This window comes from uncultured Helicobacter sp., assembly GCF_937906905.1.
In the GTDB taxonomy this organism is placed as follows: Bacteria; Campylobacterota; Campylobacteria; order Campylobacterales; family Helicobacteraceae; genus Helicobacter_B.
In genome coordinates this window covers 101,124-113,932 of record NZ_CALERY010000022.1, presented here as the reverse complement: position 1 = coordinate 113,932, position 12,809 = coordinate 101,124, and the positions used below count along the sequence as shown (strand labels likewise).

Here is a 12,809-nt window from a genome sequence, read left to right as displayed (position 1 = left end):
GTTACTCCTTTTTATGGTTTTTCAAATACGCTATAAAATCATCAAGATCATAATAGTAAAAAGATTTCAAATCGTGAAACCAGCAAATAGGCAAGTATGGCGCCTCTAGCACGGGGTGCGTGAAATCAAGCACTGAAGCAAACTCATCTTCACTCATAAAAATCCCGCTAGATTCTAGCTGCTCTTTTATGCGAGCACCCCAATAGCTATCACTATCCAACCACTGCCTAGATACTAAATCATAAAAAAGATCGCCAGCGCCTACTGCCCATCTCCACCACCGCTCTGTATCTTGTATATCCTCCCACAGCTCTTGCTCTTTGGATTCTAGGTAACCTTGATTGGCTTGCAGGATTTGCGCTTGGGTCTGCTCGCTTGACTCTTCAAACGCCACTTTACACTTCTTTTCTTTCTCTTTAATCGCTTCTTCAAGCACTGCTTTAAAGCCAAAGCCATCTGGCAGGGCTTGTAGAATCTCACCTGGCTTGTGCTTATCCATAGCCACTCACCCTAGAATCCCACGCGCTTGCTGCTGCCAGCTGCACTCAAGCCCTTAAGCCGCGCTTCTTCTTGTAGCTTTTCTAGTAGCTCCTGCGCACTCTCTAGCGGCGCAAAGGCTGCCCCCCTAGCGATAAGCGCGAAATCTCCAAAGCAGATATTCTCTAGCTTCTCCAAAGCCCTTTTAGCAGAAGTGGATTCTAGGAACACCGCATAATCGCTAATCCCCAAATGCTTGGCATAGAGGCTAAAGGCTTGCTTGAGCCTAGCGCAATCTAGCGGCTTAAACTCCACTTTCATATCAAATCGCCTGATACTTGCTCTATCTAAAGTATCCATAAAGTTTGTCGTGGCGATAAAAATGCCTTCAAAATTCTCCATTTGTGTCAGCATTTCATTCACTTGGCTAACTTCCCAGCTGCGCTGCGCTCCACTTCTATCTTGCAAAAAGCTATCCACTTCATCAAGCACCAAAATCGCTCCCCTTTTCTCTGCTTCCCTAAAGGCAGCTGCGATGTTTTTCTCACTTCCGCCCAGCCACATAGAGAGTAAATCGCTCGCTCTTTTTAGCATTATGGGCTTATTGAGTTCTTTTGCTAAGGCTTTGGCAAACTCACTTTTGCCGCTTCCTGCCATTCCATACGCTAAGATTCTAATGCCTTGTGCGGAGTCGCTAGAATCTAGGCTAGATTCTAGCTTGTTAGAATCTTTTGCCCCACATACATTTTTGATTTTTTCGCACAAGCTTTGCATATCCACACTCGCGTTAATCAAGCTCATATTGTATGGCAGGGCTTGGGGGGCTTTGGTGGCGATTGTGGGCTGCCCTTGCAGCTTTAAATGCTCATTTAGCACTTGGATAAGGCTATCTGTAATGCCTTTTTGCCGCTCTTTTGGGCTTTGTGTAGCTCTATTTTTCGCCAGCGTTTTTGCCACTTTGCACGCTTGCAAAAGCACGCCTTGAGAGAGGCTAGACTCACTCATTTGGCGCATAATCCTAGAATCCACTTTTATGCCTTGTGATTGTAGGGCTTTTTGCAGTATTTCTTGCTTCTTTTCTTGCGGCGGGGCGTGGATTTCAAGCACGATGTCAAATCTCCGCAAAAATGCTGGGTCAATATTTGCGCTATTGCTTAAGAAAATGCTGGGGAGTTTCACAGATTCTAGCATTTTATTCAGCGTGTTTTTGCTGGGTTTATTTTCAAAAAACAGCGCATACAAGGTGGGGAATATATCTTCACACTCATCAAGCAAGATCATCGCCCTATCTTTATCTAGCATAGCTTGTGCGCGCACAAACTGCTCATATCGCTTATCTTCTACCTTGCCATTTTTGAGATTATGGATCTCCCATAGCTCTCTATTTAGCTCTTTTGCAAGCAGGGCAGCGATTTCATTCTTACCCACGCCGGGCTTGCCATAGAGGAAAATGCTAGGATTTTTCGCATTTTTACAATAATCTAGCAGCATATCTAAGTCCTTTTGCATATAGCTAAAGTCGTGGCACTCTAGCGTGCTTGCTGGCATAGCCCTAGCCACACTGCCTACAAACTCACTCCTACTTAGTGGCTCTTGCATTAGGCTTTGGGCGAAGCTCTCAAGCTCTAATCTGCCATCTGCATACCCTGTATCAAGCAAGCCAAGCTGCCTAAGTGGCATATCTGCCATAAGGAGTTTTGCTACTTTTGTGTGCGACACTTGCAAGACTTCGCCTATAAGCGAGCAAACTTCGTAGTAGTCAAGCTTATCATCACTAAGGCAGTTGCAATAGCTACTTACCTTGCTATAAATATAAAACGCGTAGATAATCTGCACTTCTAGCGCACTTAGCCCAAAGCACTCTTGCAAAAGGGCTAGATTTTTGCGCACAAAGGGCTTGGGTCTTAGCGCGTGAAAATGCTCTAAAAGATAGGGCGTGATAAACTCTGCGACCATAGCTTCATCATCAAAGTCAGTTAAACTTACACTAAAATGCTTCCTAAAAAGCCTAAAGCAGCTATCAAGATCCATAAGATGTGGGAAAAGATCCATAAGATGCGCGACAAAAAACTTTTTCTCATAGTCTTTGTCGTTGGCTATGGGCTTATTAAAGGGCAGGAGCTTTGCTAAAGACTGCTTGCTTGGCTCTAGTAGGCTGCTTTCTGCTTGTTTTAACGCTCTGCGCTGTCTTATTCTATATTTGCTTAGGACTTTATTGTCTCTTTTTGCTTGTGCTACCATAATCGATCCTTGTGTGATGTGCCAAAGATGATAGCCTTGCGTATCGCTTTTGGTTTGTGAAGTTATAACAAAGAGCTTTGACAGCGTTGTGTCAAGGCAGTGAGAAATAGAAATATAGAAAAATGCGGAGAGATTGAGAAAAATAGCAGCGGTTTTTCTACCTTACCAGAGGCTTGGGCGTTGCTAGAATCCACTTTTTGAAAATACCGACTTTTGAAAGCACTTTTTATCATCATTGCGAGCGAGTGAAGCGAGAGTGGCAATCTCTAATTTTGTAGCTCACAAAGCAGGATTCTAGTCTTTACTTTGTGGGAGTTATGTTCCTATGCGTGATATTCTTTAAGTTTTTCGTTCAAGGCTTTAATCTCGGCAGAATCTAAAAATTTTCGCAAGTTAGACTCTAGTTCTGCTATTGAAGTGTCAAACGCATACCGCCAAAAATTTTTATCATAATTAAGCCACCAAATAAACTTGACATTTAAATAATCTATGATTTTACTCGATATATTATCATCTAAATTATCATTCAAGTTTTGCTCAAAAATCCGCACACCATAGCAATTGTATTTCTCTTTTTGAATATAATGCTCTACACAAAAGGCAAAGTAGTATTTACCACAATCTTTAGGCTTAATCATAAGGGGGTAGCTTAAATCATTTTTGCTCCAATTGCCCATTTTTTTATTTTTGCTTGTCTTAACAATCTTAAAGCCTTTGCTTTCTATCTGCTCTCTATACTCTTCTATAATTGCTTTACAATAAGATTCTATAATTTTATCTTTACTTTTTAGAATCTCAAAGACTATTTCCATATTCTCTTCCATATTTTTTTCTGTCAAAAATTTTGCTATGCTCATTGTGTTCTCCTTTGTATTTGTAATGATTTGCACGACATCTTTATAGAAGTATAGTGCGGAATTTAGGTGTGTGATACAACCAACATTTGCCTGTGAATTTTCTATCCATTGTAGAATCTCATTTTTATACGAGATTGCTTTAAATCTCACTTTATTATCTCCATTTACAAGATATTCCCCTTGTATTTCCCATTCACCTAGACTATACTTTGAAGGTTCTCGTTCATCGGGGGCTAGGTAAAGCACAGCAATATTATCATAAGAAGCACTTTGCTCTTGTGGTGTTTCACTTTCGCTAGATTCCATATCATCATTAGAATCTTTGCTTTGCTCTTTTGCTATGGTCTCAATATATCGCTCAATCTGCCTGTCTTGGTCTCCTGCGTTAATCTTATTTTCTATAATGATATGCTTCTCTCCATTCGTGATATACACATCGATGTATTGGGACTCTTGATGCACCCTAGCATTGCTTGTATCACCAAACCACTCCTTAAGCCCCACACATTCTAGAAATGTTTCCAAAAACACATCGCCTTGATAGTGATTGCCTAGCGGGTCTAAAAATCCACATATTAACGCACTATGAAGTTTTACTTCATTACTCTCACTCCACATTTGCAAGTAGGGATTAAAGTCATTATTCCCACGCCTTTTGTGCTTCTCTGCTTGCTCTAAAAAGCCTTTTACTTTTTTGAAAAATTCATCATACTTTTCCATTTCTCCCCCTTGTTTCAAAATTTACACATTGTAGCACAATGCCAGATTCCAGCCGAGCTGCTGCTGGCACATTGCACACGCCGCGCAACCGGTATCTCATCATCTCGCGCGGTCTTAGTTTCAACTACCGCTTGCCACGCGTCTTTAATCTGCCAGAAGTGGTATTTATCACGCTTACACACTAGCTCTGCTATAATGCGCGCCTACTATAAATGTGAAGAGGAGCATGCAAGCTATGTGCCATATCGATACGCCCAAACCGCAGATTGCGCCCAAAATCGCCATACTTTTTAGTGGCAATGGCAGCAATCTCCAGAATCTCCTGGAGCAGAGAGGTTCTATACAAGCAGCGCTTGCGCCTCATGGTATCGTGCCAGAATTTGTGCTAGGCGTGAGTAACAATCCTAGTGCCTATGGGATCACGCGCTGTGAGAATTTCGGGCTAGAAGTGCAGGTGCTCCCTCATGGTGCATTTGCCCATCGAGCAGCATTTGAAGCAGCGCTTAGCGAGATTTTGGTGCGATATGGGGTAGAGTTTGTCGTGCTGGCTGGGTTTATGCGTATCCTTGGGGCAGAGTTTGTGCGCAAATTTCGCACCATCAATATCCACCCATCATTCCTGCCGTTGTATAAAGGCGCACATGCGATTGCTGATAGCTATGCTGGTGCGGAGGAGTTTGGTGGTGTGAGTGTGCATTGGGTGAGTGAGGAGCTGGATTCTGGGAGAATTATCCTGCAAGAAAAGCTTCCCAAAATCGCAGGTGAAAGCCTAGAGGATTTTGAGCACAGAATCCACCAACTCGAATACACTCTCTATCCCAAAGCCCTTATTTACGCACTTTGTGAGTGTTTCGCGCCAGAATCTAGCCCAGAATCCGCACTAGATTCTGCTCTTGCTTTCAGCCCTGTTACTCCTGCGCTAGGCTAGTGTATGGAACATTTGCTACTTGATGTATTTATCAATTTTGCCATTATTGCTATTCTTATAGCTATCGCGCCTATCATCGCCAAAGCAAGTGCGATCCCTATTGTCGTAGTCGAGATGTGTCTAGGCTGTGTGGGGCTGTATTTTGGGATATTTCACGCGAATGAAAGCTTTGTTATCATGGCAAAGGTTGGGTTTTTGTTTTTGATGTTTTTGTGCGGCATGGAGGTGGATTTGCGCGGATTCCAGAATCTTGGTAAGACATTTTTGCGCAATGTGATTGTGTATTTTGTCGTGCTTTATGGGATTTCCGTGGGCGTGGTGCTTGTATTTGGGCTTAATAAGATTTTCATCGCGGCATTCCCGGTGATGAGTCTTGGCATGATTATGACGCTTATTAAAGACTATGGCAAAGACAAGCGCTGGCTCGAGCTGGCGCTGCGCGTGGGCGTGATAGGCGAGGTGGTGAGTATCGCTGCGCTTACGCTTATCAGCGGATTCTACCATTATGGCAATTCGCTCAAGCTCTATGAGAATCTAGCGGTGCTGTGTATTTTTATCTTGGTGATTGTGGGGCTGTTTTGGGTGTTTAAACTGCTGTTTTGGTGGCTTCCTAATCTCAAGCTTTTTATCATGCCCTATAATGACCTAAGCAATCAAGATATCCGCTTTGTGATGATGCTCTTTATCGTGCTTGTTGCTCTTGTGCTTTTCCTTGATCTTGAGCCAGCGCTTGGTGCATTTCTCGCAGGTATGATTGTGGCGATATTTTTCTCCTATAAACATGAGCTGGTGCATAAACTTAATGATGTGGGGTTTGGGTTTTTTGTGCCGCTGTTTTTTATATTTGTAGGAAGCACGCTGGATTTGGATCTCATTGTTCAAAATCCATTCTATATCGTGCATGGTGCTTATATCGCGCTGGGCATGATTACTATTCGTCTCATTGCAGCCAATGTGGCGTTTGCCAAATTTTTCAAAAGTCCAAAGGCGCTGACACTTTTTGCGCTTAGTGATTCCATGCCCCTGACATTTCTTGTCGCCACAGCTAAAATCGCCAGCGACTGGCATGCGATCACGCAAGATGTGTATTATGCTTTTATCTTAGCAGCGATGATTGAGGGCGTGGTATTTAGTATTGCTATCAAGCTTCTCTATACGCTCTGGAAGCCTAGAAAGCCAGGTGCTAAGGCGATTGATGAAGCAGGCGAGCCAAGCCCAAAATCTAGCCAGCAGAGCCAGTAAGCCAGAATCGAGTTTTTATAGCGTGGGAATCCTTATACCTCTGGCGCGTGTTTGGGCATGTTTAGGTAGGATTAAATAAAAAGACTTTAGAATGTCGCGTTTAATTTAGCATAAGGAGTATGTATGGGAAGTTTTAGCTGGTGGCATTGGCTGATTGTTTTGCTAGTGATTTTGCTGCTATTTGGCGGTGGGAAGAAGATCCCCGAGCTTTTCAAAGGACTAGGCACTGGTATTAAAGGCTTCAAAAAGGCAATGCGCGAAGATGAAGATGAGCTTGATACTGCCCAGCCGCTTGCAAATACCAAGCCCCAAAAGCTTGCAGATTCTAGCGCACAAGCAGATTCTGCTGCATTATCTGCAGTAGCGCAGCAAGCCCCTCAAGTCGTGCAAATCGAGGTAAGCGCTCCAGCGGTCAAAAAGCCACGCGCACGCAAAAAGCTCGATGAAACAAGCGCAGAATCTATGCCCAAAAAGATCTCTGCCCAAAAAAATTCAGTGAAAAAGGCTTCCGCAAGCAAATCCACCAAATCTAGCACAGAATCTAAATCCACTAAATCCACCAAATCCGCTAAATCCGCCAGCAAATCTTCCAAAACTACAAAACCTAAAGCCGCCAAAAAAGAAACAAAGTAGAGAACGAGGCATGCAGTGTATTTATGAGCATATCAAATCGCTTATCTCGCAGGTTGCAGGTGTGGAGGCGGTGATCGAGCGCCCCAAAAACCGCGAGTTTGGGCATTTTGCCACGCCGGTGGCATTTACGCTAGCAAAGGCACGCAAACAATCTCCAGAGGCAATCGCTAGCGATTTGTGCAAGCAGCTAGAAAAACATAGCGCGTTTGCCAAAGTTGCTCAAGTCAAGGGCTATATCAATCTCTCGTTGGCAGATTCTTTGCTAGAGCAGTTTGCTAGCTCTGCCTTAGTCAAAAAGTATATAGAATCTAGCGCGCGCATAAGCGAGACAATCTTGCTTGAGTATGTCAGCGCAAACCCCACAGGTCCCCTGCATATAGGGCACGCGCGAGGGGCGGTGCTAGGCGATAGCTTGCAGAGGCTTGGGAGCTATCTTGGGCATAGCATTAGCAGTGAATACTATGTCAATGACGCAGGTGCGCAGATTAGCAAGCTAGGGAAATCGATCTACCTAGCGGGCAGGGAGCTGCTGGGCGATAGTGTGGAGTATGATGATGAGTGCTATAAGGGTGAATATGTCATCGATATTGCTAAGTCTGCGATTGCGCACTTTGGGCAAGAAGTAATGACAAAAGAGCAAATCCCCACCTTAAGCGACTTTGGTAAAGAGCTTATGCTAAAAGAGATTAAAGACAATCTTGCAGCCTGTGGAATCCACTTTGATAACTATGTGAGCGAGAAATCGCTGTTTTCACGCTGGGATAGCACGCTAGATAAGCTTAAAGCTCATCAAGGCGTGTATGAGAGCGAGGGTAAGCTCTGGCTTGCTTCAAGCGCAAAGGGCGATGAGAAGGACCGCGTGATCGTGCGTGAAGATGGCGAGCCGACATATTTGGCAGGAGATATAATCTACCATAGTGATAAGTTTGCGCGGAATTTTGCCCGCTATATCAATATCTGGGGGGCTGACCACCACGGCTATATCGCTAGAGTAAAGGCGAGTATCGAGTATTTGGGCTATGATTCTTCTAAGCTACAAGTGCTTCTGGCGCAAATGGTAAGCCTGCTAAAAGATGGCAAGCCTTACAAAATGAGCAAACGCGCGGGGAATTTTATCCTTATGCGCGATGTTGTAGCGGATATTGGAGCTGATGCGCTGCGCTTTGTCTTTCTCTCTAAAAAGCCTGATACGCATTTGGAGTTTGATGTCGCCACACTAAGCAAGCAGGACGCTAGCAATCCTGTCTTTTATATCAACTATGCTAATGCTAGAATCCACACTTTGCTGAAAAAATCCCCCCTAGAGCCTAGCGCGATACTCCAAGCAGATTTGGCTCAAAAAGTGGATTCTAGTGCGGCTCTAGTGGCGGCTAGGGGGCTGGTGTTTGAGGCTCTGCTGCTGCCGCGAGTGGCGCAAATGGCGTGGGAGGAGAAAAGCTTGCAGAAAGTCTGTGAATACGCCAAATCCCTTGCCGGAGAGTTCCACGCATTCTACAACGCGCATAAAATCCTAGAATCCACTTTTCAAGCCCAGCTTCTTAAAGCTTCTATGCTGGTAAGCCTGTCCCTAACCCAAGCCCTAGATCTGCTTGGCATAGAGGCAAAGACACAGATGTAGCCATCGATGAATGCACTAGAATCCACTTCCCCACAAAGCCCCAAACAAAGCTCCAAACAAAGCTCCAAAGCCGTGCGCAAAATTTTGCTTGTCGTAGAGGATATTACGATAACAGGTGGGATTGAGCGTGTGGTGGCAAATCTCGCTAATGCCTTTGTGCAGATTCTGGGATATGAAGTTACAATTTGTAGCTGTTTCAAGGAGTATGCTGCAAGTCCGTATGAGCTGGATTCTGCTGTGCGCGTGCGGTATGTGTATGAGTTTGCTCGCAAGCCGATGTTTGAGAGGGCACAGAGAAGCAAGCTCTACAATCTCTACTATCGCAATGTCTTTGAGCGGGTATTAAGTCATAAAATTTGCAAGATCGCGCGTGGTTTTGATGTATTCATCGACAACTATAACTGCTATCTTCCGCGCTCTTGGCTTCGTCCTGCGGATTTTCCAATAAGCATAAAAGTCTTTCACCACCCATTTCAGCGTCCCAGAGCTAGGGCAAAGCGCTTTAGGCATATTGTCGTGCTTTCGCACAAGCAGCTTGATCTCTGGCAGCGCCATTATAGTGATGTGCGCGTGATCCCAAATGCGCTCACTGCTCTCCCGCCTATCCAGCGTGAGAGAGAATCTAGGCTTGTGCTAAGCGTGGGGCGTATGGCAGCAGGCGATCAAAAGGGCTTTTTACGCCTTGTTGATATTTGGGAGATTGTGCAGCGTGGTGGGGAGTTTGCTAGCTGGAAGCTCTGTATCGTAGGCGATGGCGAGCTTAAGAGCGAGCTAGAATCCACAATCGCGCAAAAGGGCTTGGGATCTAGCATTATCCTAAAGCCCTTTACTAAGAGCATAGAGCGCGAGTATGCTAGTGCTAGTATTTATGCGATGAGTAGCCACTATGAAGCACTGCCTATGGTGCTATTGGAGGCTACGAGCATGGGGCTAGCGCCAGTGGCGTTTGATATAAACACAGGACCTAGTGATGTGATAGATTCTGGGGAGAGTGGGTATTTGGTGGAAGATGGTGATTTAGAGGGCTTTGCTAGCAAGCTATGTATGCTTATGCGTGATGAGAAGCTGCGTATTAGCATGGGGGAGAGATCTTTGCAAATTGTGCAAGATCGCTTCTCGCAAGAGCGCGTGCTAGGTCTTTGGCAAGCACTATTTCAAGAATCTATCACAGAATCTAAACACAACAAGAAGCAATGGTAATAAAGGAGCTAGTATGAAAGAGATTTTACTGACAAATGATGATGGGTTTGACTCGCTAGGGCTCAAATCGCTAAAAGAGGCGCTAAGTGTGCTTGGGCATGTGGTCGTCGTCGCGCCTGCGCGGGAGAAATCCGCCTGCGGACATGGGCTTAATATCTCCCAGCCGCTCTTTCTCACACCTATTGAGAAGGATTACTACAAGCTTGATGATGGTTCGCCCACAGACTGCGTATATCTCGCGCTTAATACGCTCTATAAGAATCGCAAACCTGATCTTATCGTTTCTGGGATCAATATCGGCTGTAATATGGGCGAAGATGTAACCTATTCTGGCACTGTGGCGGGAGCTATGGAGGGGACACTTCTAGGTGTGCCAAGTATGGCAATCTCCCAGCTCGTGCCTAAAGATGGTGCGCTACCAGAGTCTTATGTCCTAGCCCAGCAAGTCGCCAGCGATCTTGCGCGAAAGATTTTAGCGAGCAATCCGCTCCCGCCGCGACGATTTCTTAATGTCAATATCCCCATAGGCACAGAATCTAAGGGCTATAAAATCACCGAGCTTGGCATGCGCATCTATGGCAACCATATCGTAGAATCCATAAGCCCGCGAGGCAAGCGCTACTACTGGCTTGGCATGGATACACTAGAGTGGCAGGAGCGCAGCCAGAGAAAAGCTAGCGATGAAAGCTGTGGCGCAGAATCTTGCGCGGATTTTGCGCTAGATTCTGGCGCACAGGAGTTATGCAGCGATTTTGCTGCGGTGATGAGTGGCTATGTCTCAATCACGCCCCTTGATGTCAATCTCACCAGCTACCAAGACATGCGCGCACTACACCAATGGCTTTAGGCTCTGCATAAAGTTGAGCAATCTCTATTATGCAGCCTCATAAAAACCCCGGAACAAAAAAGTAACAGCTAGAAAGGATCACATGACAAACGCTCTCTCAAAAATCTTTGGTAAGTTTGCATCACATGCGTTTCCAGCGTGGCTTCAGCGCATTATCAATCGCGTGTATGTGCGGATATTTCATATTGATTTGCAGGACTTTGCCCCAGCAGATTCCTATCCCACGCTCAATGCGCTTTTTACCCGATCGCTTATTGCATATCGCGAGCTAGATTCTACTCCAAACGCACTTATCTCACCAAGCGATAGCCTCATCACCGAGCAGGGAATTATCACAGGCGATAAGGCTTTGCAGATAAAGGGCATGGAATATCGTGCTAGCGAGCTTATCGGTGGCGAAGAATCCACCGAGTCAATCGAGGGATTTTCCTATGTCAATCTCTATCTCTCCCCAAGCGACTATCACCGCTACCACGCGCCTTGTGATGTGGAGATTTTGGAGGCGAGGTATTTTGGCGGAGAGCTTTTGCCGGTCAATTTTCCATCATTGCGCAAAAATGCTAATTTGTTTGTGCGTAATGAGCGCGTCGTGCTTCTCATGCGTGAAGCGGATTCTGGGCGCAAAATCTATTTCATCGCGGTAGGCGCGCTTAATGTGGGCAAAATGATTTTCCATTTTGATCCCAGAATCCAGACTAACGCCACGCCAAACGCACGCCAAATCTACACTTATGAGAGTCCAATCCTTTGCAAAAAGGGCGAGGAGCTGGGGCATTTTCAAATGGGCTCGACAATCGTGCTATTTATGCAAGATGTCGCGCTTGAGCTAGAATGCGGGCAGAAAGTGCGATTTGGACAGAGAATCGCGAGATTTGCCTTGTAGCTAGCCCTGCTATGAAGCATAGTGCATGAATGCCGAGCAGCTGTTTATTAAGACATTGCGTGATTGTGGTGCGCTGGTGGGGGCTGGTGATGATGGGGTGCTGCTTGCTTTAGCGCATTTGCGCTCCCAGCCCTTAGGTTCTCGTGCCAACTCTATGAAAAACGCGCGATTTACCCAGCGCTTTGCTCATATCTCCCACCCCCACAAATGCTTTGTCATTGCAGCAGATGGATTCTGTGAGCATATCCACTTCAAGCGCGAGTGGCTAAGTCTTGAGCAAATCGCACACAAAGCCATGCTTGTCAATATTTCTGACATCGTGGCGATGAACGCTAAGCCTATGTATGCGCTGCTTTCAATTACACTGCCCACACGATCGGGATTCTCACTTTCCCAGGTGCGCACTCTCGCCCAGTCGCTTGCTCAAAGTGCTAAAGCACATGGTGTGCGTTTCATTGGTGGAGATACGATGAGCGGGCGTGATTTGGCGCTACATATTACGATGATAGGGGTTCTGCGCGGCAAGCCATTGCTTAGAAAAGGGCTTCGCGTGGGGGATTTGGTGTATTGCACAGGTAGGGTAGGGGGGAGTCTTTATGCGCTCTCACACTTGCTAAAAGGCGGTGTCTTGGCGGATTCTAGGCGATTTTCGCGCTTCATTGCGCCACGCTTACGAGGGGAGTTTATCCATACAATCGCGCCATTTGTGCATGTGGGGCTTGATGTTTCTGATGGCGTGTTAAGCGAGCTTCACACGCTTGCAAAGTGCAATCATTTGCGCTTTCATGGCTTAAAAAAATCGCGCATACATGCTTATAAAAGCGGTGAGGAATATGAGGTGCTTTTTGCCATTGATCCGCGGGATAGGGTGCGGCTAACGCGACTAGCAAAGCGTGCGCGTGTAGGGCTAGAGCTGGTTGGGAGGGCAGGGCGAGTTGGGAAAATCCCAAAGCCCAAAACATGGCACTAGATTCTAGGAGAGAGTTAGGTTTCGTTGTGATAGTGCGCAACTACCGCATTAAGAGAAAAATTATAAAACCTGCGCTAGAATCGCGCCGTCCATTTGACTTAAGCACCTAAGCCTAGATTCTGGGCTAGGTGCGACACTTCACACGCGTCAATCCTTTTTGTGTTGCAAGGCTTGCTAGAGCGGCAGTTTTGTT

At 45.7% G+C, this 12,809-nt stretch carries 12 protein-coding genes and 1 pseudogene; 9 read left to right on the top strand and 4 right to left on the bottom strand.

The genetic code is table 11. The features are described from left to right. Position 1 precedes the first annotated feature (1 nt). From Q0171_RS05735 to Q0171_RS05720, 4 genes are all read right to left on the bottom strand, one after another. Complete coding sequence (locus tag Q0171_RS05735; protein WP_299327669.1) at positions 2-499, bottom strand: hypothetical protein; 498 nt, start codon at positions 497-499, stop codon at positions 2-4. Between the two features lie 11 nt (positions 500-510). Beyond that, positions 511-2,718: an ATP-binding protein gene (locus Q0171_RS05730; protein WP_299327667.1), complete on the bottom strand. Its 2,208-nt coding sequence runs from the start codon at positions 2,716-2,718 to the stop codon at positions 511-513. A 62-nt stretch (positions 2,719-2,780) separates the two neighbouring features. After that, a complete protein-coding gene (locus Q0171_RS05725; protein WP_299327665.1) occupies positions 2,781-2,954 on the bottom strand; it encodes a hypothetical protein in 174 nt (57 codons plus the stop codon). Positions 2,955-3,041: 87 nt separating this feature from the next. Next, entirely contained in the window at positions 3,042-4,295 is a 1,254-nt protein-coding gene (locus Q0171_RS05720; RefSeq protein ID WP_299327663.1) for a PD-(D/E)XK nuclease family protein, read from the bottom strand. A 38-nt stretch (positions 4,296-4,333) separates the two neighbouring features. On the opposite strand from Q0171_RS05720, the gene Q0171_RS05715 reads away from it, so the two are divergent. The 9 genes and pseudogenes from Q0171_RS05715 (at position 4,334) to Q0171_RS05675 (ending at position 12,616) form a co-directional block, all read left to right on the top strand. Further along, positions 4,334-4,480: a hypothetical protein gene (locus tag Q0171_RS05715; protein WP_299327661.1), complete on the top strand. Its 147-nt coding sequence runs from the start codon at positions 4,334-4,336 to the stop codon at positions 4,478-4,480. Between the two features lie 41 nt (positions 4,481-4,521). Beyond that, the gene (gene purN, locus Q0171_RS05710) at positions 4,522-5,223 is read left to right on the top strand and encodes a phosphoribosylglycinamide formyltransferase (RefSeq protein WP_299327659.1); all 702 of its coding nucleotides are present in this window, start codon (positions 4,522-4,524) and stop codon (positions 5,221-5,223) included. Positions 5,224-5,226: 3 nt separating this feature from the next. Further along, the gene (locus Q0171_RS05705) at positions 5,227-6,465 is read left to right on the top strand and encodes a cation:proton antiporter (protein ID WP_299327657.1); all 1,239 of its coding nucleotides are present in this window, start codon (positions 5,227-5,229) and stop codon (positions 6,463-6,465) included. A 123-nt stretch (positions 6,466-6,588) separates the two neighbouring features. After that, positions 6,589-6,738, top strand: a pseudogene (locus Q0171_RS08590) (twin-arginine translocase TatA/TatE family subunit); the annotation flags it as partial. A gap of 370 nt (positions 6,739-7,108) precedes the next feature. Further along, on the top strand, positions 7,109-8,716 hold the full coding sequence (gene argS / locus Q0171_RS05695; RefSeq protein WP_299327653.1) for an arginine--tRNA ligase: 1,608 nt from the start codon (positions 7,109-7,111) through the stop codon (positions 8,714-8,716). Positions 8,717-8,722: 6 nt separating this feature from the next. After that, entirely contained in the window at positions 8,723-9,916 is a 1,194-nt protein-coding gene (locus Q0171_RS05690; RefSeq protein WP_299327651.1) for a glycosyltransferase family 4 protein, read from the top strand. A gap of 13 nt (positions 9,917-9,929) precedes the next feature. After that, positions 9,930-10,763 (top strand): 5'/3'-nucleotidase SurE, encoded by an 834-nt coding sequence (gene surE / locus Q0171_RS05685; RefSeq protein ID WP_299327649.1) that lies wholly within the window; start codon positions 9,930-9,932, stop codon positions 10,761-10,763. Between the two features lie 82 nt (positions 10,764-10,845). After that, positions 10,846-11,646: a phosphatidylserine decarboxylase gene (locus Q0171_RS05680; RefSeq protein WP_299327647.1), complete on the top strand. Its 801-nt coding sequence runs from the start codon at positions 10,846-10,848 to the stop codon at positions 11,644-11,646. Positions 11,647-11,671: 25 nt separating this feature from the next. After that, positions 11,672-12,616: a thiamine-phosphate kinase gene (locus Q0171_RS05675; protein WP_299327645.1), complete on the top strand. Its 945-nt coding sequence runs from the start codon at positions 11,672-11,674 to the stop codon at positions 12,614-12,616. Positions 12,617-12,809: the final 193 nt, after the last annotated feature.

Bases quoted from the DNA above. Each gene is read 5' to 3' on its own strand.
- Q0171_RS05735 (WP_299327669.1), bottom strand. From the start codon at position 499: ATGGATAAGCACAAGCCAGGTGAGATTCTACAAGCCCTGCCAGATGGC.
- Q0171_RS05730 (WP_299327667.1), bottom strand. From the start codon at position 2,718: ATGGTAGCACAAGCAAAAAGAGACAATAAAGTCCTAAGCAAATATAGA.
- Q0171_RS05725 (WP_299327665.1), bottom strand. From the start codon at position 2,954: ATGATGATAAAAAGTGCTTTCAAAAGTCGGTATTTTCAAAAAGTGGAT.
- Q0171_RS05720 (WP_299327663.1), bottom strand. From the start codon at position 4,295: ATGGAAAAGTATGATGAATTTTTCAAAAAAGTAAAAGGCTTTTTAGAG.
- Q0171_RS05715 (WP_299327661.1), top strand. From the start codon at position 4,334: ATGCCAGATTCCAGCCGAGCTGCTGCTGGCACATTGCACACGCCGCGC.
- purN (WP_299327659.1), top strand. From the start codon at position 4,522: ATGCAAGCTATGTGCCATATCGATACGCCCAAACCGCAGATTGCGCCC.
- Q0171_RS05705 (WP_299327657.1), top strand. From the start codon at position 5,227: ATGGAACATTTGCTACTTGATGTATTTATCAATTTTGCCATTATTGCT.
- argS (WP_299327653.1), top strand. From the start codon at position 7,109: ATGCAGTGTATTTATGAGCATATCAAATCGCTTATCTCGCAGGTTGCA.
- Q0171_RS05690 (WP_299327651.1), top strand. From the start codon at position 8,723: ATGAATGCACTAGAATCCACTTCCCCACAAAGCCCCAAACAAAGCTCC.
- surE (WP_299327649.1), top strand. From the start codon at position 9,930: ATGAAAGAGATTTTACTGACAAATGATGATGGGTTTGACTCGCTAGGG.
- Q0171_RS05680 (WP_299327647.1), top strand. From the start codon at position 10,846: ATGACAAACGCTCTCTCAAAAATCTTTGGTAAGTTTGCATCACATGCG.
- Q0171_RS05675 (WP_299327645.1), top strand. From the start codon at position 11,672: ATGAATGCCGAGCAGCTGTTTATTAAGACATTGCGTGATTGTGGTGCG.